The following is a 21,252-nucleotide window of genomic DNA, read 5'->3' as shown; positions in this document are numbered from 1 at the left end:
CGGCTAGGGGGCTGGCTCCGTGGGCAGAATCAAGGTTTCCTTGATCTCCTCCATGACCACATACGATTTGGATTGCGCCGCGCCCGGAAGGTTCAACAGCATGTCGCCCAGCAGCTTGCGATACTCCGCCATTTCATGGATGCGCGCCTTGATCAGGTAATCGAAATCGCCCGACACCAGGTGGCACTCCTGCACTTCCGGAATCCGTAGCACCTCGCGGCGGAACTGCTCGAAATGGCTGGCCGATTTCTGGTTCAGCGTGATCTCCACGAACACCAGCAGGCTGGCGCCAAGCGCACGCGGATTGAGCCGCGCGTGATAACCGGCAATCACCCCGTCGCGCTCCATGCGCTTGACCCGCTCGATGGTGGGGGTAATCGACAGCCCGACCTGCTCGCTCAAGTCCTTCATGGCAATCCGCGCGTCCTCTTGCAGGATGCGCAGTATTTTGCGGTCAATCTTGTCCAGCCCCCGGGCCGATTCTTTTTGAATTCGCATGAATTTTTACTGTTTTAGCCTGCTCATATAGTAACAAATACTAGGAAATCTTACTTATCATAGCAAAATAATCCGCAACATATATTCCGGAGGCAATTCATGCGCGTAGTTATCCTTGGCAGCGGCGTTATCGGCGTCACCAGTGCCTATTACCTGGCCCAAGCCGGCCACGATGTCACCGTACTGGATCGCCAGCCGGGCCCTGCCCTGGAAACCAGCTTCGCCAACGCCGGCCAGATTTCGCCAGGCTACGCGTCGCCATGGGCCGCCCCCGGCATTCCGCTGAAAGCCATGAAATGGATGCTGCAGCGCCACGCGCCGCTCTCCATCACCCCGGATGGCACCACCTTCCAGTTGAAGTGGATGTGGCAGATGCTGCGCAACTGCAATGCCGAATCCTACGCCATCAACAAGGAACGCATGGTGCGCCTGGCCGAGTACAGCCGCGACTGCTTCAAGGTGCTGCGCGCCGCCACCGGCATCGCATACGAAGGCCGCCAGCAGGGCACCACCCAGCTGTTCCGCACCCAGGCACAACTGGACGGCGCCGCCAAGGATATCGAAGTGCTCAAGGAAACCGGCGTGCCCTACGAACTGCTGACCGGCGCCGACCTGATGAAAGCCGAGCCTGGCCTGGCCGCGTCGCAGCACAAGCTGGTGGGCGGCCTGCGCCTGCCGAACGATGAAACCGGCGACTGCCAGATGTTCACCACCCGCCTGGAAGCCATGGCGAAAGAACTGGGCGTCAAATTCCGTTACGGCGTGTCGATCGACAAGCTGGTCAGCGAAGGCGACAAGATCAAAGGCGTGCAATGCGGCGCCGAACTGGTGGAAGGCGATTCCTTCGTGGTGGCGCTGGGCGCCTACTCGACCCCGTTCCTGAAAGAGCTGGTCGAGATCCCGGTATACCCGCTGAAAGGCTACTCGATCACCGTGCCGATCGTCGACGGCGGCAAGGCCCCCACCTCGACCATCCTCGACGAGACCTACAAGATTGCGGTGACCCGCTTCGACGACCGCATCCGCGTGGGCGGCATGGCGGAGATCGCCGGCTATAACACCAAGCTCAACCCACGCCGCCGCGAAACCTTGGAAATGGTGGTGAACGACCTGTTCCCCGGCGCCGGCAATACCGCCGAAGCCAGCTTCTGGACCGGCCTGCGCCCGATGACGCCGGACGGCACACCGGTGGTGGGACGCACCGGCATCCGCAACCTGTTCACCAACACCGGCCACGGCACCCTGGGCTGGACCATGAGCTGCGGCTCGGCGCAGCTGCTGGCCGACATCATGTCCGCCAAGCGCCCGGCCATCTTCGCCGACGACCTGTCGGTAGCCCGTTACAGCCAAGAGCAGTCCGCCCGCCAGCCGCAACTGGCCGGCGCCTAAGATAAAAGTCGGGGTCAGCTCTGGCAACAGGACATTTTCGCTAGCGAAAATGTCCTGTTGCCAGAGCTGACCCCGACTTGCATTTGGCACTATGCCCTGTGGGGCCGTATAATTTTCGGCATGAATAAACTGGAAGCCTTCGGACACGTCGCCGCGCTGGCGATCCGGGGAGACCTCGTGTTTCCTACCAGCGTTAATGCCGCCCTGCGCGTCCAGCTCGCCCTGGACGATCCGGATTGTCCGATGGAGGACGCCATCAAGCTGGTGCTGGCCGAGCCGCAACTGGCCGCGCGCACCGTCTCGCTGTCCAACTCCGCCATGTTCAACCGCACCGGCGGGCCGGATATCACCAATGTGCGCAACGCCATCATGCGCGTGGGATATCACAACCTGTACGCGCTGGCTGCGGCCATGGTGGTGCGCGCCTTCGGCAGCAAGATCACCGATCCCGTGCTGCGCGCGAAAGCCGAGCAGCTGTGGCAGCACACCATCCACGTCGCCTGCCTGTCGCGCATCATCGCGCGCGAGGTCACCGGCGTGAATCCCGACACCGCCCTGTTCGCCGCCATCGTGCATGAAGTGGGCAGTTTCTACCTGCTGTCGCGCGCCGATGAATTCCCTGGCCTGCTGGAACCCGATCCGGAAAACTGGCAAACCGCGAGCGAAGAGATCATCACGCGCGAAGTGCTGAAGAAGCTGGGCATTCCAGCCGAGGTGGCGGAGGCGATCGAGAGCCTGCGCAGCGGCATGCTGCAGATCCCGCCCGAGACCTTGCTCGACACCCTGCTGCTGGCGAATCACTTCGCGCCCATCGCTTCGCCGCTGGCCCCGGACCAGCAACAGCCGCCGCACGAAGATTCCGTAATGGACCTGTTCATCGATACCGAAAAGCGCGAGCAGATGCTGGAAGAAGCGGAAGCCGATGCTTCCGCGATGGCTGCCGCGCTGTTGGTTTAGCAACTTTCCATGTTACCCTTCGGCGCATTGCGATGCGCTGAAGAGGAAACATGAGCTTGCGACAAACCTTGCTGGAACTGGCTGCGCGCCACCAGCTTGACCACCGCTCCACCACGGAACTCGAATTGATGGCGGGCCTGCGCGGCCAGCCAGGCTGGCTCCCGTCACGCTTGCCGCAAGCTGTCGCCGTCGCCGGCGCGGGATTGTGCGGGCTTGGCCTGATGTTCTGGATTGCCTCGAATTGGGACGTGCTGGGCCGCTTCGGCCGTATCGGCGTCATGCAGGCGGCTGTCGCGGTCGGCCTGCTTGCCGCGTCGCTGATTCCGCGCGTTCGCGTTGTGGCCACCCTGTTCTCCTTCCTGGCAAGCGGCGCCTTGTTCGCTTGCATCGGCCAGACTTACCAGACCGGGGCCGATCCCTGGCAGCTGTTCGCCCTCTGGACCGTCCTCGGCCTGCCGCTATGCCTGGTGCTGCGCAGCGAAGTGTTGTGGACGCCCTGGCTGGCGGTCGCCTCCACCGCGATTGCGCTCTGGCTCAAGGCCGAAGGCGGCTGGTCCCATTACGAGGTGTCGTTTGGCCTGGTCGCCGCCGCGTGGGTGCTGTCCCTGCTGCTGCCCGCCGTGATGCTGCCGCCGTTGCGGCGCTATACCGGCAGCGGCATCTGGTCATTGCGCCTGGCAGTGCTGCTGGCCATGGGGTATATCGCCTTGCCGGCCAGCGTGCTGGCCTTCGACCAGGGCATGGGCCCGATCATGCTCGCCGCCCTGCTGGTCGGTGCAGCTACTGCAACCCTGGCGCTGTACGACCTGGCGTCCACCAGCATTGCCTGCCTGGCCCTGTTGTACGTCGCCGTCATCGCATTTGCGAAAATCCTCGATGCGATGGGCTGCGACCGGTTTACCATATTCATCGCATCCGGCTTGCTCGCCATCGCCCTCGTTTCGTTTGCCGCCAGCAGGCTGCTGGCAAAACATCGCGCGGGAGGCCAGGCATGAACCGCGACGGCTTGCAACAGATTCTCGACGAGGCGCAGGCCATCGCCGCCGGCAGCAGCGATACGCGGCCGTGGCATATCGTGCTGCTGATGGGGCTCGGGGCGTGGATTGCCGCCGTTCCGATCCTCTTGCTGATCGGGCTGCTGATTGAATATCTCAATGCCGGCCATGGCAGCAACGCGACAGTCGCGGCGCTGCTGGTGGCAGCTTCCGTCGTGCTGTTGCGCCGGAAAACAGTCCCGATGTTGCTCGAACAGGCGGCGTTTCCGCTGCTGCTGTCGGCGGGCGGGGTGTTGGGCTTCAGCCTGTTCATGCTGATGGATCACCGCCTTGCCGCACTGCTGATGGCGGCGCTCGCCGTACTATTGGCTGGCCTGGTGCCGCAAGCGTGGGTGCGCACCATCCTTGGCGGCATTTGCGCGGCCATGCTGGTGCCGGCCCTGGTGCCGTCCGAATCCGAACTCGGCAAGCATGGCGACGTGTGGTGGTTTGCATTGCATGCCGTTGCTGCGCTATGGATGGCAGGCCGCCAATTTGCCCGCGCGCCCAGTTTAGGCACCATAGCCGAGCCATTCCTGTCCGGCTGGCTGGTGTTCACGCTGGGCGGCTTCGCCGTCTGGGCTGGCCCGGCATTGTTGTCCCCCGCTGCGCTCATGGTGCATGGCACAGGCGCCGCGCGGGCGCTGCAGCCCCTCACTTGCGCGGTGTCGCTTGCGTGCACGGCCGCCGCCGCGGCGATCCTGGCGCGCGCCCTGCCTGCCGTGCGTCAATGGTGGTGCCTGGGCGTCGCCTTGGTGGTGGCCGGATTCACCTTCTTTGTCCCGGCCATGGGCATGCCGCTCTTGCTGCTCGCCGCCTGCGTTGCCGATGGCCGCTACCGGCTGGCACTGGCCTGCGGCATTGCGGCGGCATGGGGCGTGGGTAGCGCGTACTACGACCTGTCGCTGCCGCTGGCGCATAAGGCTGGATTATTTGCCATGGCCGGGGCGCTCTTGCTGGCATTCTGCCTGGTACCGTTACGCCGCGTGAAACGGCAGGCCGCCGCGCCGCAAACGCCACTGCGCAGCGGCCTGGTACATGCCGGGTTGGCGCTCAGCGGGCTTGCAGCGCTGGCGATTGCGAATGCGGTGGTGGTACGCAACGAAGGCTTGATCGCAAGCGGCCAGGTGGCCTTCGTCGAACTGGGGCCGCGTGATCCGCGTTCGCTGATGCAGGGCGACTATATGCGCCTGTTCGTCAGGCTGCCGGCGGGCGAACAGCCCAGCGAAAACAGCAGAGCGACATACGCCGTCGGGCGACTGGGTCCGGACCATGTCCTCGAGCTTGTCGGCTACAAGCACGATGCAGCACCGCCCGGTGACGGGACAATCCAGGTAAGGCTGGAGAATAAGGATGGCCGCTGGATGCTGGCCAGCGACGGATGGTTCTTCAAGGAAGGCGAGGCAAAGCGATATGAAAAGGCGCGCTACGGCGAGTACCGTATCGCGCCTTCCGGCCGCGCCCTGCTGGTGGGGCTGCGCGGCCCCAAGCTGGAGCCGCTGTAAAGGACTCAGTCGAGGGCCTTGGCCGGGCCGAAGAACTCGTAGTGGGTCTGCGCTTCCGGTACACCCAGTTCGCGCAGGCTGCGCTTCACGGCCTGCATGAACGGCACCGGGCCGAGGAAGTAGGCGTCGACGTCGCGCGATTGCGGCAGCCATTCGCCCAACTCCTTGTTGCCCAGCAGGCCGACCGCATCGGCTTGCGGATGGCCCGCGCGGTCTTCCGCATAAATGTAATGGCGCTTCAGTTGCGGATGGCGCTGGGCCAGGCCGTCGACATGGTCGCGGAAGGCGTGCACGCCAGCGTGGCGGGCCGCGTGGATGAAGCGGATTTCACGGCCGGTTTCCAGCGCCTGCTCCAGCATGGCCAGGGTCGGCGTGATGCCGACGCCACCGGAAATCAGAACGACCGGGCGGCTGCCTTCCGCCAGCGTGAAGGCGCCGGTTGGCGGGAACAGGTCCACGCTATCGCCCTCGTTCAGGTTCGCATGCAGGAAGCCCGACACCATGCCGCTCTCTTCGCGCTTGACGCTGATCCGGTAAGTCTGGCCGTTGGGAGCCGCCGATAGCGAGTACTGGCGGCGCTGCTCCTGGCCGTCCACCACCACGCGGATGCCGATATATTGGCCCGGCGTGAAGTCCAGCACCGGCAGGCCATCGGCGGGACGGAATACGAAACTGGTGATCTCCTCGCTTTCGACCCGCTTGGCCGCCACGATGAACTGGCGCGCGCCCATCCAGCCGCCCGGCGCGGCCGCGGCGGCTTCATAAGTCTTGCCTTCGGCGCCGATCAGGATCTCGGCCAGCTGGCCGTACGCGGCGCCCCATGCTTCCAGGACGGCGTCGGTCGCGGTCTCCGAGCCGAGCACTTCGCGGATGGCCTTCAGCAGGCTGGCGCCGACCATCGGGTAGTGTTCAGGCTGGATTTGCAGCGCAACGTGCTTGGTGACGATGGTGTTTACCAGCGGGCCCAGCGCTTCCAGGCGCTCGATATGCTTGGCGTACATCAGGATGCCGTTGGCCAGGGCGCGCTGCTGGTCGCCGCTGTGCTGGTGGGCCTGGTTGAAGAATGGCTTCACCTGCGGGAAATCGGTGAACAGCGTTTGATAGAAATGGCGGGTCAGGGCTTCGCCGCCCTGCTCCAGGATCGGGACGGTGGCGGTGACGATGGCACGGTGTTCTGCGGACAGCATGGGTATGGCTCCTTCTCGGCTAAACATGCACCCATAATACATGTTTGCCTTAAACTGCGTCAATAAAGATGCAGATTAAATGCGCATTTTCTGAAGGATGATGGTTTTCTCCCCGCCCTTGCCGCTGTTGCCGCCATGGGGGCCAGGCAGGATGTCGGCCAACGTCATGCCATCCAGTACATGCAGGAAGGCTTCGGTGGCTTCGCCCAGCTTGCGTTTGAGGGCGCAATCGCGCAGGAAGGCGCAGTGGCCGGCATCGGCTTCGAAGCATTCGGCGATATGGAAGTCCGATTCGCTATCGCGTACCACTTCGCCAATATTGATATCCTCCGGCTCGCGGTTCAGGCGCAGGCCGCCGTGCCGGCCGCGCACGGTTTCCACCAGGCCGCTGGCGCCCAACTGGTGGATCACCTTGGTCAGGTGGTTTTTCGAGATGTCATGCAGGTCGGCGATCTCCTGGATCGTGACCAGCTTGTCGCGGTTCATGCCCAGGTGCATCAGCGAACGCAGGGTGTAGTCGGTGAAGGATGTCAGTCTCATGATCTGCGTCACATAAAGATGCATTCAAAATATTGCTTTGGCCACGGGCCTAATGTAGCATTCATTATACATCTTAAGAACATGAGGCCCGCCATGCGCAGCATCCATATTCCCACCGAACCCACGCCAGCCGGGCAGCCGCATCCGCTGCTGCGACTGGGTTTCCGCCCTTTCTACCTGCTGGCGGCTGCGCTGGCGATGCTGTCGGTGCCAGTGTGGCTGCTGGCCTACAAGGGCATGCTGCCCGCCATGCCCGCGGCCAACATGCTATGGCATATGCATGAAATGGTGTTCGCTTTTGGCGGCGCGGTGATTGTCGGCTTCCTGTTTACCGCTGGCCGCAACTGGACCAACCTGCAGACGCCGGCCGGCGGCCAGCTTGCAGGGTTGGCCGTGCTGTGGATAGGCGGCCGCATCGCCATGCTGCTGGCGCCCGGCGTGCCGGCGCTGATCGTCGATGGCCTGTTCCTGCCGTTGTGCGCGGTGGCTTTCGGCCGCGTGCTTTACCTGGCACGAAGCAAACGCAACTACCCGATCTGCGCCATCCTGGCCTTGCTGTCGGTGGCCAACCTGCTGTTCCATGCTGCGGCCAATGGCTGGATTGCCCTGTCGCCGCTGACTCCCGTGCACGGGGCGATCCTGATGATCACGGTCCTCGAGGCGGTGATGGGCGGCCGCGTGATCCCCATGTTCACGCGTAACGGCGCGCCGGGCAGCCAACCGCTTACCGTGGCGTGGCGCGAAAAGGCCAGCATCACCCTGCTGCTGGCGACAGCGCTGGCCTGGGTGACGGGCTTGCCGGGCTTCGTGGTGGCGCTGCTGGCTTTCGCGGCGGCGGCGGTCAACGCGATCCGGCTGGCCGCTTGGGCGCCGTTTGCCACCGTGCGCGTGCCTTTGCTGTGGATCCTGCACCTGGCTTACGCCTGGATCGTGGCCGGCCTGGTGCTGCTGGGCTTTGCGGCGCTGGGCATCGGTTCGGCCAGCAGCGCCTTCCACGCTCTGGCAGTGGGCGGCATGTCCGGCCTGATCCTTGGCATGATCACCCGCACGGCCCTTGGCCACACGGGCCGCATGCTGCGCGCCGGCCCGGCCGAAAGCGCAATGTATCTTTTGCTGCAGGCTGGCGCGGTGGCCCGTTTGTGTGCCAATATAGTTCCCGCTGGAATGCGTGACTTCCTGTTGCTTGGCTCGGCACTGGCCTGGTCGGCCGCCTTCCTTCTCTACCTGTTCGTGTATGCGCCTTACTTAAGCCAGGCCCGCATCGACGGGCGGGAAGGTTAAAAGTGGATACCGTCACCATTCTCCTGTCGTCCTTCATCCTGTCTGTCAGCGGCCTGCTGGTATTCATCTGGTCGCTGCGGCATCGCCTGTTCAACGCCACCTCGGCGGCCGCCAATGTCATCTTCTCGCCGGGCGAGATCGGCCACGGCGAGGAACCGGCAGCCAGCCCGGAGCAGCGCGCCGGGCTGGCGCTGCCGGTGGATGGTCAGGAACGGCGGGCACCCAGCCCCGCCGAGCATGCCGCCATGCAGCAGGAGTTGGCGGAACGAGTGGAGGCGGACCGTTCGAGTGCTTTTGTCACCTTTGTTTTTCTTTCCTGTTCCGTGGTGTGGCTCTTGGTGGCGACAGCAGCGGGACTCACCAGTTCCATCAAGCTGCATGAGCCGGACTGGCTGGTGCAGTATCCCTGGCTGACGTTCGGCCGCATCCGCACCATTCACCTCAATGCGGTGGCCTACGGCTGGGCGCCGATGGCGGCGCTCGGCATTGCGATCTGGCTCCTGCCACGCCTGCTGAAGACGCATCTGGTCGGCGGGCGCTTTGCCATTTTCGGCGCCATGCTGTGGAATGCGGGCCTGATCGCGGGCCTGGGCTGCATTGCGGCCGGCATCAGCGATGGCCTTGAATGGCTGGAAATTCCCTGGCAGGTGGACTTGCTGCTGGTGGCAGGCGGCGCCCTGGTCGGCCTGCCGCTGGTGTACACCCTGCAAAGCCGCAAAGTACATCACCTGTACGTGTCGATCTGGTATATGGGCGCGGCGCTGTTCTGGTTCCCTATCCTGTTCCTGATCGGGAACCTGCCGGCAGTGCACTTCGGCGTGCAGCAGGCGGCGATGAACTGGTGGTTCGGGCATAACGTGCTGGGGCTGTTCTACACGCCGATGGCGGTGGCGTCGGTGTACTACTTCCTGCCAAAGATCATCGGACGCCCGGTGCAATCATACAACCTGTCGCTGCTGGGGTTCTGGACGCTTGCCTTCTTCTATGGGCAGGTGGGCGGCCACCATTTGATCGGCGGCCCTGTACCGGGCTGGCTGATCACGCTATCGATCGTGCAGAGCGTGATGATGGTGATCCCCGTGATTTCGTTCTCCATCAACCAGCACATGACCATGCGCGGGCATTTCTCGAAGCTGGTGTATTCGCCGACGCTGCGCTTTATCGTCCTGGGCGGCATGATGTACACCCTCAGCTCGATCCAGGGCTCGATCGAAGCCCTGCGCAGCGTGAATACGGTGACGCACTTTACCCACTTCACGGTGGCGCACGCGCACCTCGGGCTGTATGGCTTCTTCTCGATGGTGATGTTCGGCGCCATCTACTTCGTCATGCCGCGCGTGATGGCCTGGGAGTGGCCTTATCCCAAACTGATTGCCTGGCATTTCTGGCTGGTGGTGGCAGGTTTCGGCATCTATTTCGTCGGCCTGACGATCGGCGGCTGGCTGCAAGGCCTGGCCATGCTGGATGCCGCGCGTCCCTTCATGGAGTCGGTCAACGTGACCATTCCCTGGCTGAAGAGCCGCTCGATCGGCGGCGCCATCATGACCATCGGCCACCTGGTTTTTGCCTGGCATTTTGCCGCAATGGCGCTGCGCTATGGACCGCGTCGGGTCGGCGCTGCGCTGCTGCACACGCACAGCGATTCGCCCGCACCGGCCAGCAAGCTCGCGGGAGCCTGATATGCAAGACGAACTCAAACTCCTGGGCGGCGCGATGGTGACGCTGGCCCTCGCGACGTCAGCGCTGGTGATCGTGCCGCATGTGCAGTTGCGCGCGGGCGAGGCGCCGGCCGGCCTGAAGCCCTACACCGCGCAGCAGCTGCGCGGACGCGAGGTCTACATCAGGAATGGCTGCGTGTATTGCCATTCGCAGCAGCCGCGCGACAAGGCGCAGGCACCGGACGACCAGCGCGGCTGGGGACGGGCCTCGGTAGCGGCGGACTATTACTACGATACGCCGCATTTGCTGGGCACCATGCGCACCGGACCTGACCTGTTCAATATCGGGGCACGCCAGCCGAGCGCCGACTGGCACCTGGGGCATATGTTCCAGCCGCGTGCTTATGTGCCGGGCTCGATCATGCCGTCCTACCCTTACCTGTTCGATTACAAGGAAGCAGCGGAACCTGGCGACCGGGTGGTGAACCTGCCGCCTGGCTTCAAGCCCGTGGGCAAGGTGGTGGTGGCCAAGCCGGAGGTGCTGGACCTGGTGGCTTACCTGCAGGCGCTGGACCACACTTACCCGGTACTGCCGGCGCCGCTGGCCGGGAAGGAAGGAGGGTCCAATGCCGCAAAATGATTTTGGCGCGCAGCAGCGCGAGAATCCCGACCCGACCGAGAAGGACCGGCCGATTCCCTGGTACGTCCTGTTTGGCGTTGGCGTGGCGCTGGCCTGGGCGATCGGCTATATCCTCACCGTGCGGGACGATGATCCGGCGCTGGGCGACCGGCGCACGATCGCGACGCTGCAGGCCAAGGCTGGTGGCGCGGCCGGCGCCGGCGGCGCGGTCGACGGGGCCCAGCTATATGCCGCGCAGTGCGTGGCTTGCCACCAGGCGAGCGGCGCCGGCTTGCCGGGCGTGTTTCCACCGCTGGCAGGCTCGGAATGGGTGACCGGCGCGGAAAACGTCGCCGCCGCCATCCTGCTGCACGGTGTGACGGGCAAGCTGACCGTGAAAGGTTCGGCATATAACGGACAGATGCCGCCGTTTAAGGATAAGTTGAGCGACGCGGAGATCGCGGCTGTGTTGAGCCATATCCGCGGCAACTTCGGCAATAGCGCGGCCAAGGTGGCGCCGGATGCGGTCAAGGCGGCACGTGACGCGACCGCAGAGCGCAAGGACCCGTTCAATGGAGACGACGATCTCGCCAAACTCGCCAAACCAGCCGATTAAAGGAGACTTGAGGCAAAGAGACTTCAGGCAAGGAGACTTGACGCGCACACTGGCGCTGGTTGCCTGCATGGCGGTCGTGGCCGGCGCGGCGCTGTGGCAGGCCACCATGGGATTCCGGGTGGTCGCCACCGAAGACGGCCGGCGCCTGGCTGTTGCCGAGGCGCCGCTGGCCCTGCCCCGGGTCGCGCTCGCGCTGCCCGGTGCGACAACCGTGCCGCTACCGGTCCTGCTGGCTGGCGACCCGCGGCCCGCGATCGTGACGTTCTTTTATGCGCGCTGCAACGCCGTGTGTTCGGTACAGGGCACCGAACTGCAGCAGATGCAGCGTGAAATTCTTGCGCGCGGCCTGCAGGACAAGCTGCGGCTGTTGACGATTTCCTTTGACCCGCGCGATGCACTGGACGACCTGGCGCGTTATGCAGCGCGCATGCGGGCCGAGCCCGCGATCTGGCAGTTCGCGGCAGTGCCCGATGCGGCGCAGCGCCAAGCCTTGCTGGACCAGGTCGGGATCATCGTGCTGCCGGCCGAAATGGGGGAATTCCAGCACAACGCTGCCTTCCATATCGTGACGCCGGATGGCCGCTTGGCGCAGGTGGTCGATTATGAGCAACCGGAGGCGGCTTTGGCTGCTGCGCTGGAGCTGGCGCAATGAGCACGGCGATTCGCGGCGCGGGCGGGCTTGCCCTGGCGGGCGGCACCCTGGTAGTGGCAGCGCTGCTCCTGCGCGGGCCGCTTGAGGCGTCGATGGCCTTGCATATGGTGGTCCAGCTTCCCATGATCGCCGTCGGTGGCGCATTGGCCGGCCGCGCGCTCACGGGCAAGTCGGCGCGGGTGGCTGGCGCAGTGGCGCGATGGGATGCGCATGGCCTGGCAGGCCTTGTCTGGCTGCTGCTGGCCAGCGCATACTGGATGGTGCCGCGCGCGCTCGAACAGCCGCTGACGATGCCGCTGGCCGAAGCGGGCAAGTTCGCCAGCCTGTTCATGCTTGGCTTCCTGCTGCCGGGTGCGCTGGCGCGGGCAGCGGCGGTCATCCAGCTATTCTTCCTCGGGAATTTCTGCGCCATGATGGCCATCGCCGGCCTGCTGTACCAGGACATGGCACAGCGCCTGTGCAATGCCTATTCCCTCAACGACCAGGTGGTTACCGGCGTCGGCCTGGTGGTGGCCTCGATCGGCATTGCCGCCGCCTGGTGCGTGTGGCAGCTACCTGCCCTGGCAAACCAGGCGGACCACGCCTGATTACTTGCGCGCCAAGGGATTCGGGGTCGGCTCGGCCACCTTATGCAGCACGTTGCGGTCGAGGTGGTGGAACGGTTCCGATTCCTTGCCGCGCAAGAGCATGACGGTGTCTTCCTCGTAACCCCAGGTGCCGTCGTCGTTGATGGTGACCTTGATGCGATACTCAGTGGTCTTGAAGCCGAATTCCAGGAATGGATTGGAGCAGATGCCGTAAGTATTCTGCTCGCGCCGGGCCACCAGCTCGAAAGACTTGGCGTCCGGTGCCGCGGTGCCGGAGGCCATGGCGATCTGGCCGCGCGGGATGGCCAGGGTCTGGATCACGGTATTGGTGGCCGGTTCCCACAGCCAGTAGCCAACCTGCTCGTGGTAAGTCTTGACGTTGTCTGGTTTGTTGACGATCAGGACGTAGCGCAAGCCGTAGAACAGTTGCGGCCCGTTGGTCACCGGATCGATCGGCTGCAGCTCGATGCGCTCGACATAGGCCTGCTTGCGCGGACCATCGGCCTTTGGCTTGATATCGAGGCCGCGCTGCCCTTCCCACACCCCTGCCATGGCGGTCAGCGGGCCGAGGTTGGCCAGCGTGTCCAGGTCGATGCCGGAAGGTTCGGTATAGATGTCGTTGCTGTATTCGCTCATTGAATGCTTGCTCATTAATCAGGAAGCAAGCATTGTAACCTTGGCACCCGATTCTTCGCCGAGCAGCATGGCCGTGATCTTCTGCGGCGGCACCGGAGGGCTGAACAGATAGCCCTGGATCTCGTCGCAGCCGTGCTGCTGCAGGAAGCTGCGCTGCTGTTCCGTCTCCACGCCTTCCGCGATCACGCGCATGTCGAGCTGGTGCGACAGCGAGATGATGGCGCAAGTGATGGCCTGGTCGTCCGGGTTGCCTACCAGGTCGCGGACGAAGCTCTGGTCGATCTTCAGGCGGCTGATCGGGAACGATTTCAGCGCGGCGAGGCTGGAATATCCGGTGCCGAAATCGTCGATCGCCAGCGTGATGCCCATTGCTTCGAGCTGGCGCATCTTGGCCACCGACTGCGCGGTGTCGCGCATGATCATGCTCTCCGTGACTTCCAGCTCCAGCCATCGCGGGTCCAGGCCGCTCCACTCCAGGGCCGCGGAGACACGCTCGACCAGGCGCGGATCGTCGAACTGGCGCGCCGAGACATTGACCGACACCACCAGCGGCGACAAGCCGGCCTCCTGCCAGGAAAAGGCCTGGCGGCACGCTTCGCGCAAGGCCCACTCGCCGATCGGGATGATCAGGCCGTGCTCTTCCGCCAAAGGAATGAACTGGGCCGGCGATATGGCGCCGCGCTGCGGGTGCTGCCAGCGCAGCAAGGCTTCCACGCCGAACATGCGTCCCGATTCCAGGTTCACCTTGGGCTGGTAGGCCAACGAAAGCTGATGCTCTTCCAGTGCCTTGCGCAAGCCTTCCGTCAGTGCCAGCTTTTCCTCCAGCCCGGCGTTCATTTCGTGGGTATAGAACTGGCAGTTGTTCTTGCCGCTGTCCTTGGCGCGGTACATGGCGGCGTCTGCATGCATCATCAGGGTGGCGGCGTCGCGGCCATCGCGCGGGTAGACGGAGACACCGATCGAGCAGCTCACCTGCATCTTCTGCCCTTCCAGCATGATCGGCTGCACCACCGATTCCAGGATCTTGTTCAGCAGCGGCACCAGCACCTGCGGGTTGTCGTTCACGTGCGGCAGCACCAGCACGAATTCGTCGCCGCCGAAGCGGCCCACAGTGTCTTCGCGGCGCACGCAGCCCACCATGCGGCCAGCCACTTCCTTCAGCAATTCGTCGCCGGCGTTGTGGCCCAGCGTATCGTTGACCAGCTTGAAGCTATCGAGATCGATGAAGGCCACCAGCACCGATTCCTTATTGCGCTCGGCATGGGCGATCGATTGCTCCAGGCGGTCGCAGACCAGGCTGCGGTTCGGCAGGCCGGTCAGGGTGTCGTGGTGCGCCATGTGGTAGATGCGATCTTCGGCACGCTTGCGCTCGCTGATATCGCGCACGATGGCAACCACGCCGCCTTCCACCCCGACCACCTGCCAATGCAGCCAATCCGCCTGCAACTGCGGCACCAGGTTCGGGCCCTCTTCCTGATGCACGCCGCCGTTCCTGGTCACCAGCGCCAGACGTTCGAACATGCCGTTATGGCGTGCCGCCGGCATCCAGCCGCACAGCGTTTGCGCGCGCAGCTCACTGCGGCTGCGGCCGGTCAGTTGCTCGGCACGCAGGTTGACCGCGGCGAACTTGAAGTCCACCACCACGCCCTCCTTGTTGCGGATGGCGCGCAGGACAAAAAACGCGTCCATGTTCGATTCGGATGCGGCGGCGTAGGTTTCCTGTGCGCGGCGAATGCGGCGGCGCGCCTTGGCCCCCTGCCAGACGCAAGCCCAGACCAGGGCGGCCAGCAGGATCAGCACCGCACTGGCGACGACCGCTTCCCACAGCAGCTGGCGGCGCTGGGCCACGAAGCCGGCCATCTGCTCCTGTTCCGCCAGCCCCACCATTGCGCTCAACCGCAGTCCGGCCAGCTGGCGTACTGCCGTATAGCGCTTGATGCCATCGATCTTGCTGGCCACCGGGACGCCGCGGCGCGCCTGCAGCGCCGCCAAGTCCAGTCGCTGTCCGAAAGACTGCTTGTCGCCGACCCGCCGCGCGCGCACCACGCCGTCGTCGCCGACCAGGCCGAGCATGCCCTGCTCGCCCAGGCGGCTACGTTCATAGCCGCTGGTGAAATAAGCGGGATCGACTTCCACGATCACCACGCCTGCAAATTCTCCATGCTTGTCGTCGAGCCGGCGCGTGAAATGCAGGTGCCAGTCCGGGTTCGCCTCGTCGCGCATCGCGTGCGAAATGAAGGTGTAATTGCTGCGATGCTGTTGATGGAAGCTGAAGTACTCCTGCCGCGCGACATTGATCGGAGCTGCAGCCGGATTGCTGGCAACCGTATTGCCCTGGGAGTCGACAATGCTGACGATGAACACCAGGCCCGATGGCAGCAACCCATGCGCCTGCAGCTCCGGCAAGGCGCCGCTCGCGCCCTGGATTTCGGCGCTGTACTTCAACACTTGCAAGGTTTGCTCGATGCCGTTGATGCTGCGCGCCACCTGCGCTTCATAGGTGGCGATCAGTTCGCCGGCCGATTCGGCGGCCAGTGCGCGCGAGGCGGCTTCCTCGCTGTCGATGAAATGCAGCGTGGTGCCCCACACCACAGCCAGCAGGACAATCGTGAACAGGGGCAGCGAGACTTGCGTCTCCAGGCACATGCGCAGCCAGCGTTTCATGATCAATGCACCACCAGCACTGGACGCACGCTGGCATCGAGCGCGCTGCGGTCGATGTAGCCGATCAGGGTTGGGTTATCGGCCACCAGCTTGCGCACGGCCTGGCTGTTGGGCAGTTCGCGCGGCGGCTGGCCACGACCGGTGAAAATCCTCTTGGTCCAATAGGCCTTCATCAAGGCCGGCGTGCGGTTGGCAACCTTCAGGTAAAAGTCGTCGCGCAGCGGGGAGCCGATCGGTAAATCGAGCGCAACCACTTCGCCGCCATCCGGAAAGCGCGTTGCCTCGGACAGGAAGATATCGGCCACCTGCTCCGCGCGCAGGGTTGTAATGGCGCTGCGCGCCGACACCACCACTACCAGTTCGGCAGCGGCGGCAGCGCCGGCAAGCAGCATCAATAGCAGGCCGCAAAGGAGTTTCCTGGTCATCGCGAACTCCCCCATCAGAACACGAAGTCCACCGAGGCGCTGAATACGCCGAAGCTTCGGCCGTAACGGTAGCCAGGCTGGATGTTCGACAGCGTACCGCTGGTGCCGCTGCGCGGGCGCACGTGATCGAACTGCAGTTTGACGGCGGCATTGCGGCCAGCATCCCAGCGCAGGCCCAGGCTGGTGCTATCCTGTTCCGCAATCATGCTGAGCAAGCCATTCAATTCCATGTTGAGGCGCTGGGCAGCCGGCGCATAAGCAGGCGGCAGCATCGACAGGTCCAGCCCGGCGACCCGGTTCGGGGTATTCGCGACCACCTTGCTGAAGGTGCCGTATGGCGTGAAGCTGCCCAGGCGATAACCGCCGCTGATATAGCCAGCGGACTTATCGCCCAGCATCGAGCGCGCGTTGACACGCCCTACTTCGCCCATCACGAACCAGTTGCCTGGATCATAGGAGGCACCGATGCTGAGCACCGTGGCGCGCTTGCGGTCCGGTTCATAACGGCGCGCCAGCGTTTCACCTTGCGGGCCAAACTGGCGCATGGCGGAGAACAGCTCTTGCAACAACGGCGTTTCCAGCTCGCCCTGGATGGCAGTGGCGCGCACTGTCAGCGCTCCGTACGTGCTGGTGTTGGAAATGCCCGCCAGCTCGTGCGCCTTGACGCGGGTATCGTCGGACAGCGGCACGCTGGTGCCGCCGAACAGCACTTGTGTCGTATTCTTCACGCTGCCAAAGTTCCAGCGGTAGCTCGCATCAATGCCGTCGCTATTGCTGATTGGGAGCGAGGCATACAGTTCGACCGGCGTGCGCACGGAAGTCAGCGCATAGCTGGCCTTGCGGTAGTCCCCGGCCAGGAACAGCGGCAGCGCGATACGGCCGACGCGCAGGCTCAGTTCCGGCGATACCTGGTATTGCACATTGGCCCATTCAACCTTCGGCGTCCACGAGTGCGTGAGGTCACGTTCCGCCACAACCTGCAGGACGGCCGACCAGTGGCCACCGTTGTTGTAAGTAAGCTGCGCGCCGAGCCGGCTGTCCACGGCATAACTCCAGTCGCGCGTGGCGCCGGCCTCGCCCGGGTTGAGCGGATTGGCCGCGTAGTCGGCCTGCTTCTCGCTCGAATGGACGGCGCTCAGGGTGCCGAAGCCGCCGAAGGTCCAGCTGCCGTCCTGTCCTGCCGTGTGCCCGGCATGCGCGGCAGGCTGCACGAGCAGTGCTCCGGCAAGGGCGAACAGGACAGGCGTCTGGTGCAGCTTTGGCATAATGGCCCTCTTGGCAAGAAACGTCGGCAATAAAACAGCGTCGCTTGCCTTGTGAGCATGCGTACGCGATGGTTTTGGGGTTGGATAGTAAGACCGGGCGCTGGGGCACGCCTTCTGAATTCTCACACTTTATAACAGCACCTTGTGACTGTCGAGAAGTTTCCTTAGAGTACCATTACTAGTAATTGGGAAATAGTAAAATATGGTAAAAAAGCAAAGGAAACAAGGACATGCAGCAAGTTTCATGTGGCACCCTGGTGCTCAATTCCGCCCGCCAAATACTGCTTTGCCATGTCACCGGGACCGCCAGCTGGGACATCCCCAAAGGACTGCAAGACCCCGGCGAAACGCCACTGCAATCGGCACGGCGCGAACTGTTCGAAGAGACCGGGCTGGATTTCGATGCCGGCCTGTTCGAAGACCTGGGCGAATTCACCTATCGCCCCGACAAGCGCCTTCACCTGTTCAAAGTGGAAGTCGGGGAGCAACTGTGCAGCCTAGATCACCTGCGCTGCACCAGCTTCTTCCCCCACCAGCGTACCGGCGAACCGACACCGGAAGCGGACGGTTTCCGCTGGGCCTCGCGCGATGAACTGAGTTCCTTGTGCTGGCCGCGCATGGCGACGCGGCTGCTCTCTATCGAGTGGTGATTCAGGCCCCGCCGGATACGCGGATTGTCGTACCGCTGATGTAGCGTGCCGCCGGCGACAACAGCCACACTGCCGCTTCAGCGATTTCTTCCGGCTCGCCGACGCGGCCCATCGGGATGCGGCCCGCCACGCGCGCCGGGCGTCCCGCATCGCCGGAGGTGGCATGGATATCGGTCTGCGTGGTTCCCGGCGCAACGCCGCACACGCGGATGCCTTCTGGCGCAAGCTCCTTGCCAAGACCCATGGTGAAGGTATCGACCGCCGCCTTGCTGGCCGCGTATGCCACGTACTCGTTCGGGCTGCCCGCCGTCGCCGCGGTGGAGCTGATATTGACGATCACCCCGCCCTGTCCATGTTGACGGAATGCGGCCAGCGCGCGGCGGCTGGCCTGCATCAGGCCAAGCACATTGGTGCGGAACACCTGCTCCACGGTCGCCGGCTTCGTATCGGCGAAAGGACCCAGCCCGCCGGTGATGCCGGCATTATTCACCAGTCCCGTGACCGGTCCCAGTTCCCGTTCAACGGTCGCAAACAGCCGTTCGATATCCTCGTCGCATGCCACGTCCGCTTGCACCGCCAGCGCCCGGCCACCAGTAGCTTCAATGTCTGCCACCACGCGCGCCGCCGCATCCGCATCGCGCTGGTAGTTCACGGCTACCACCCAGCCATCTGCCGCCGCCCGGCGTGCAATGGCAGCGCCGATGCCACGACTGGCGCCTGTCACGATCAGTATTTTTTCCATGTTTATTTCAAAGCAAGCTATTATCTTGTCGAATTGTAGTCGGCTTCCGAGATTAGATAAATGATCGACCGCTTTGCGGATTCACAATGAAACTGGAATATCTGGCCATGGATCGTTTGATCGTTGAAACGCTCGCAAAGCGGCCGTTGCGTTTGGATGAACTGTTGGGAGTGACGACTATTCGAAATGAGGCACTGCGCCTCAATATTCGCAGAGCCGGCGCATCCCCGAGCGAGAGCGCTGACACAACCGTCAATGAGCGGCTGCAAGCGCTTCGGCGCAGCAATGGGATTGCATACGATTCCGCGACGAGTCGTTGGAGCATTTCATCGACGTCCGCGAACCAGTCTTTCGCGGGTCCGCCAATTTGAACGAGCGCGCCTAACAGCCAGCAACGCGCCTTCAAGCATTGCGAGAAGTGGGCCGACTGCAGCAGCTATGGAGAGACTAAGCTACGCATGACTATTTACGTTCGACGCACCATCGGTGCCTGTATTTGTTTATCGCCACTGGCCTTATCAGCTGCATCTATAGTTAAGTCGTATGGTGCTAATCATGCAGACTTTACCGCGGTCGCCTTCGCTGTCGGGGCGTTCGCACTAGGCGCTTTGAACTTCTACTTATCTTTCATTCGGCTCTGGTGGATCAACCGTCGGCGTGGAAGTCTCGATGGCATTTCAAATGTCTCTGGAATTCCAATGGTCGGGACGCTTCTCGTCTTGGCGAGTATGTTGTTTGGCTTTGGCTCCTTCGGTACATCAGTCATCGCACTATGCTCTGTTTTGCTCGACACAGGCGGGGCGTCCTGGTTCCTCGTTGCGACGTGGCATGATAAATCCTTATGGGGTGCTTCATAATGTCCGATAAGAGTTCGTCGCACTCGCCTGAGTACGAACGCGGAAAGCGAGGAATAGAGCGTGGGCAGAAAGGGCTGGGATCCTCGAAGGGAAGTCTATGGTCATTCGATGACGGTTCCGCGAACCATATTCTGCTTAGTCGGTTCGCCAGAAGAACAGGTGCCTTCTATTGCCATGGCATTCATGAGTGACGTCTACAGAGACAGGCCCGGTCTCATGGACGACGTTCCGACGAGGGATCCAGCGCAGGAATTTTTGACTAAATTCTTTCCCTGCGAATGAACTGTTCCGATGGCGGACGCGGCAGAAGCAGGCGTTGTAAATATTTCAAGTTTAGCTACTTAAGCAAAATGAGATCAATCGCAATTGTATTTGGACTCCTCCTGCACGGATCAAGCCACGCAAGTGAATGCATACCGTTGCCGCCGAGCGAAATCGCACAGTCGGCAAAGATTGCGTTTATTGGAACTGTAACGGCTGTGGATGAGAGCGATTACAAGCCATGGAAGGGCTGTTGGGAGCATTCAGCCCAGCGGCCACCTTGTGGTGGCAAGCTCGTTACACTTGAGGTTACGGAAACTCTTCGCGGGAATATCTCGAAATCGGTAACAGTGCTTGCGGAAGATGCCTGTTATTGCTGGGGACCGTACTGGGAGACAAGTGCCTCGTATATTGTCGTCGCTACGCCTGCCGCCGAGACGACAGCGCCAGCTGTCGCTGCGAATCAGTGCGGGGGAACGATGGAGCTCACAAACGACGCCAAGCCGCTCGTTGAAGCATTCCGAGAGTCGAAAAAAGTTCTTTCTCCGTTGGTGCGCTAACGACCAATACCGGACTGGCAATCACCATTGACACAATTAAGGATGCACCTCTGATGAATCACGCGTTCACCGCTTCCGTACCGCACCTCCAGATAGAACGACTTACCCTTCGCGAATATCGGCGCACGGACTTCGATTTATTTGCAGACCATTTGGCGAATCCGGAGAGCTCAGTTCACTTAGGCTCAGCTGACCGTCAGACGGCCTGGAGAATCTTCACGTCACATGCTGGATTATGGCTCGTCCACGGAGCTGGTTGGTGGGCTATAGAGGATAAGCAGACTGGCCAGCTCGTCGGCAGTGTGGGGGCCTTCTTCAGAGAACAATCAACTGTGATGGAAATGGGCTGGAATACTTATCGGGCATTCTGGGGCAAGGGAATTGCGAACGAGGCGGCAGCGGCGGTCTTGAATTACGTGTTCGAGGTTCGACGCGAACTGAAAGTTCGGGCTCTTATCGGTCCTGGCAATGAATCATCGCGTCGCGTTGCCGAGCGCCTCGGAATGACTTTCGAGATGGAGACTGAGTTGAACGGCAAGACCATCAGTAGCTATATGCGTGAGCGCGCGTGATCGGCTAAATGCGATGGGACAGCCTTGCCGTCGCGTTTGCTATTTGTTGTTGGGGGCAGTGCCCGCAGCCGTGGGCGCATGGCTCCCGACTTCCGCA

General features: G+C 62.9%; 21 protein-coding genes. 13 read left to right on the top strand and 8 right to left on the bottom strand.

What is annotated here, in order from left to right; translation table 11 throughout:
- Window positions 1-3: 3 nt before the first annotated feature.
- Window positions 4-498, bottom strand: coding sequence for an Lrp/AsnC ligand binding domain-containing protein (locus tag BM269_RS19550; protein WP_055926035.1), 495 nt, complete (start codon window positions 496-498; stop codon window positions 4-6).
- 99 nt (window positions 499-597) lie between these two features.
- Here BM269_RS19550 and BM269_RS19545 point away from each other — a divergent pair, with 99 nt between their 5' ends.
- The 4 genes from BM269_RS19545 (at window position 598) to BM269_RS19530 (ending at window position 5,383) form a co-directional block, all read left to right on the top strand.
- A complete protein-coding gene (locus BM269_RS19545) occupies window positions 598-1,887 on the top strand; it encodes a D-amino acid dehydrogenase (RefSeq protein WP_090440716.1) in 1,290 nt (429 codons plus the stop codon).
- 120 nt (window positions 1,888-2,007) lie between these two features.
- Window positions 2,008-2,844, top strand: coding sequence for an HDOD domain-containing protein (locus BM269_RS19540; protein WP_090440713.1), 837 nt, complete (start codon window positions 2,008-2,010; stop codon window positions 2,842-2,844).
- Between the two features lie 50 nt (window positions 2,845-2,894).
- A complete protein-coding gene (locus BM269_RS19535; protein ID WP_090440710.1) occupies window positions 2,895-3,839 on the top strand; it encodes a DUF2157 domain-containing protein in 945 nt (314 codons plus the stop codon).
- Window positions 3,836-5,383 (top strand): GDYXXLXY domain-containing protein, encoded by a 1,548-nt coding sequence (locus tag BM269_RS19530; protein ID WP_170860430.1) that lies wholly within the window; start codon window positions 3,836-3,838, stop codon window positions 5,381-5,383. The genes BM269_RS19535 and BM269_RS19530 overlap by 4 nt, the downstream gene beginning before the upstream one ends.
- Before the next feature lie 5 nt (window positions 5,384-5,388).
- Here the strand turns inward: BM269_RS19530 and hmpA are convergent, their stop codons facing one another.
- Both hmpA and BM269_RS19515 read right to left on the bottom strand, forming a co-directional pair.
- On the bottom strand, window positions 5,389-6,570 hold the full coding sequence (hmpA, locus tag BM269_RS19520; RefSeq protein ID WP_090440704.1) for an NO-inducible flavohemoprotein: 1,182 nt from the start codon (window positions 6,568-6,570) through the stop codon (window positions 5,389-5,391).
- A gap of 75 nt (window positions 6,571-6,645) precedes the next feature.
- Window positions 6,646-7,110, bottom strand: a complete 465-nt coding sequence (locus tag BM269_RS19515; RefSeq protein ID WP_090440835.1) for an RrF2 family transcriptional regulator — start codon at window positions 7,108-7,110, stop codon at window positions 6,646-6,648.
- A 93-nt stretch (window positions 7,111-7,203) separates the two neighbouring features.
- On the opposite strand from BM269_RS19515, the gene BM269_RS19510 reads away from it, so the two are divergent.
- The 6 genes from BM269_RS19510 to BM269_RS19485 are packed head-to-tail and all read left to right on the top strand — an operon-like array spanning window position 7,204 to window position 12,523.
- A complete protein-coding gene (locus BM269_RS19510) occupies window positions 7,204-8,391 on the top strand; it encodes an NnrS family protein (RefSeq protein ID WP_090440699.1) in 1,188 nt (395 codons plus the stop codon).
- Window positions 8,392-8,393: 2 nt separating this feature from the next.
- Window positions 8,394-10,070, top strand: a complete 1,677-nt coding sequence (locus BM269_RS19505) for a cbb3-type cytochrome c oxidase subunit I (RefSeq protein ID WP_090440696.1) — start codon at window positions 8,394-8,396, stop codon at window positions 10,068-10,070.
- Window position 10,071: 1 nt separating this feature from the next.
- Window positions 10,072-10,689 (top strand): cbb3-type cytochrome c oxidase subunit II, encoded by a 618-nt coding sequence (locus BM269_RS19500; RefSeq protein ID WP_090440692.1) that lies wholly within the window; start codon window positions 10,072-10,074, stop codon window positions 10,687-10,689.
- A complete protein-coding gene (locus BM269_RS19495) occupies window positions 10,676-11,284 on the top strand; it encodes a c-type cytochrome (RefSeq protein WP_090440689.1) in 609 nt (202 codons plus the stop codon). Before BM269_RS19500 ends, BM269_RS19495 begins: the two co-directional genes overlap by 14 nt.
- Before the next feature lie 37 nt (window positions 11,285-11,321).
- Window positions 11,322-11,936, top strand: a complete 615-nt coding sequence (locus BM269_RS19490) for an SCO family protein (protein WP_090440685.1) — start codon at window positions 11,322-11,324, stop codon at window positions 11,934-11,936.
- Window positions 11,933-12,523 carry a hypothetical protein gene (locus BM269_RS19485; RefSeq protein WP_090440682.1) on the top strand — a complete coding sequence of 197 codons (591 nt, stop codon included), beginning with the start codon at window positions 11,933-11,935 and terminating at the stop codon, window positions 12,521-12,523. Before BM269_RS19490 ends, BM269_RS19485 begins: the two co-directional genes overlap by 4 nt.
- Here BM269_RS19485 and BM269_RS19480 read toward each other — a convergent pair whose 3' ends face one another.
- From BM269_RS19480 to BM269_RS19465, 4 genes are read right to left on the bottom strand one after another with little or no spacing between them, the layout of a single operon-like run.
- Entirely contained in the window at window positions 12,524-13,159 is a 636-nt protein-coding gene (locus BM269_RS19480) for an FABP family protein (RefSeq protein ID WP_090440679.1), read from the bottom strand.
- A gap of 18 nt (window positions 13,160-13,177) precedes the next feature.
- A complete protein-coding gene (locus BM269_RS19475) occupies window positions 13,178-15,823 on the bottom strand; it encodes a bifunctional diguanylate cyclase/phosphodiesterase (RefSeq protein ID WP_090440676.1) in 2,646 nt (881 codons plus the stop codon).
- A gap of 2 nt (window positions 15,824-15,825) precedes the next feature.
- The gene (locus BM269_RS19470; protein WP_090440832.1) at window positions 15,826-16,248 is read right to left on the bottom strand and encodes a type 2 periplasmic-binding domain-containing protein; all 423 of its coding nucleotides are present in this window, start codon (window positions 16,246-16,248) and stop codon (window positions 15,826-15,828) included.
- A gap of 14 nt (window positions 16,249-16,262) precedes the next feature.
- Complete coding sequence (locus BM269_RS19465) at window positions 16,263-17,513, bottom strand: porin (protein ID WP_229204709.1); 1,251 nt, start codon at window positions 17,511-17,513, stop codon at window positions 16,263-16,265.
- Between the two features lie 230 nt (window positions 17,514-17,743).
- Between BM269_RS19465 and BM269_RS19460 the strand changes: the two genes are divergently transcribed.
- Window positions 17,744-18,163 (top strand): NUDIX hydrolase, encoded by a 420-nt coding sequence (locus tag BM269_RS19460; protein ID WP_090440673.1) that lies wholly within the window; start codon window positions 17,744-17,746, stop codon window positions 18,161-18,163.
- Between the two features lies 1 nt (window position 18,164).
- On the opposite strand, the gene BM269_RS19455 is transcribed toward BM269_RS19460, so the two are convergent.
- On the bottom strand, window positions 18,165-18,905 hold the full coding sequence (locus BM269_RS19455; protein ID WP_090440670.1) for an SDR family oxidoreductase: 741 nt from the start codon (window positions 18,903-18,905) through the stop codon (window positions 18,165-18,167).
- Window positions 18,906-18,991: 86 nt separating this feature from the next.
- On the opposite strand from BM269_RS19455, the gene BM269_RS29145 reads away from it, so the two are divergent.
- Both BM269_RS29145 and BM269_RS19450 read left to right on the top strand, forming a co-directional pair.
- Entirely contained in the window at window positions 18,992-19,276 is a 285-nt protein-coding gene (locus tag BM269_RS29145) for a hypothetical protein (RefSeq protein ID WP_139232803.1), read from the top strand.
- A 1,360-nt stretch (window positions 19,277-20,636) separates the two neighbouring features.
- Entirely contained in the window at window positions 20,637-21,155 is a 519-nt protein-coding gene (locus BM269_RS19450; protein ID WP_090440667.1) for a GNAT family N-acetyltransferase, read from the top strand.
- The last annotated feature ends 97 nt before the right edge of the window (window positions 21,156-21,252 follow it).

This window comes from Duganella sp. CF458, assembly GCF_900113115.1.
Taxonomy (GTDB): domain Bacteria; phylum Pseudomonadota; class Gammaproteobacteria; order Burkholderiales; family Burkholderiaceae_D; genus Rugamonas.
The sequence above is the reverse complement of the archived record's forward strand: the minus strand, read 5'-3'. Positions and strand labels throughout refer to the sequence as shown.

Excerpts from the sequence above, each read along its gene's own strand:
- BM269_RS19550 (WP_055926035.1), bottom strand. The coding sequence starts at position 498 with ATGCGAATTCAAAAAGAATCGGCCCGGGGGCTGGACAAGATTGACCGC.
- BM269_RS19545 (WP_090440716.1), top strand. The coding sequence starts at position 598 with ATGCGCGTAGTTATCCTTGGCAGCGGCGTTATCGGCGTCACCAGTGCC.
- BM269_RS19540 (WP_090440713.1), top strand. The coding sequence starts at position 2,008 with ATGAATAAACTGGAAGCCTTCGGACACGTCGCCGCGCTGGCGATCCGG.
- BM269_RS19535 (WP_090440710.1), top strand. The coding sequence starts at position 2,895 with ATGAGCTTGCGACAAACCTTGCTGGAACTGGCTGCGCGCCACCAGCTT.
- BM269_RS19530 (WP_170860430.1), top strand. The coding sequence starts at position 3,836 with ATGAACCGCGACGGCTTGCAACAGATTCTCGACGAGGCGCAGGCCATC.
- hmpA (WP_090440704.1), bottom strand. The coding sequence starts at position 6,570 with ATGCTGTCCGCAGAACACCGTGCCATCGTCACCGCCACCGTCCCGATC.
- BM269_RS19515 (WP_090440835.1), bottom strand. The coding sequence starts at position 7,110 with ATGAGACTGACATCCTTCACCGACTACACCCTGCGTTCGCTGATGCAC.
- BM269_RS19510 (WP_090440699.1), top strand. The coding sequence starts at position 7,204 with ATGCGCAGCATCCATATTCCCACCGAACCCACGCCAGCCGGGCAGCCG.
- BM269_RS19500 (WP_090440692.1), top strand. The coding sequence starts at position 10,072 with ATGCAAGACGAACTCAAACTCCTGGGCGGCGCGATGGTGACGCTGGCC.
- BM269_RS19495 (WP_090440689.1), top strand. The coding sequence starts at position 10,676 with ATGCCGCAAAATGATTTTGGCGCGCAGCAGCGCGAGAATCCCGACCCG.
- BM269_RS19485 (WP_090440682.1), top strand. The coding sequence starts at position 11,933 with ATGAGCACGGCGATTCGCGGCGCGGGCGGGCTTGCCCTGGCGGGCGGC.
- BM269_RS19480 (WP_090440679.1), bottom strand. The coding sequence starts at position 13,159 with ATGAGCGAATACAGCAACGACATCTATACCGAACCTTCCGGCATCGAC.
- BM269_RS19475 (WP_090440676.1), bottom strand. The coding sequence starts at position 15,823 with ATGAAACGCTGGCTGCGCATGTGCCTGGAGACGCAAGTCTCGCTGCCC.
- BM269_RS19470 (WP_090440832.1), bottom strand. The coding sequence starts at position 16,248 with ATGACCAGGAAACTCCTTTGCGGCCTGCTATTGATGCTGCTTGCCGGC.
- BM269_RS19465 (WP_229204709.1), bottom strand. The coding sequence starts at position 17,513 with ATGCCAAAGCTGCACCAGACGCCTGTCCTGTTCGCCCTTGCCGGAGCA.
- BM269_RS19460 (WP_090440673.1), top strand. The coding sequence starts at position 17,744 with ATGCAGCAAGTTTCATGTGGCACCCTGGTGCTCAATTCCGCCCGCCAA.
- BM269_RS19455 (WP_090440670.1), bottom strand. The coding sequence starts at position 18,905 with ATGGAAAAAATACTGATCGTGACAGGCGCCAGTCGTGGCATCGGCGCT.
- BM269_RS29145 (WP_139232803.1), top strand. The coding sequence starts at position 18,992 with ATGAAACTGGAATATCTGGCCATGGATCGTTTGATCGTTGAAACGCTC.
- BM269_RS19450 (WP_090440667.1), top strand. The coding sequence starts at position 20,637 with ATGAATCACGCGTTCACCGCTTCCGTACCGCACCTCCAGATAGAACGA.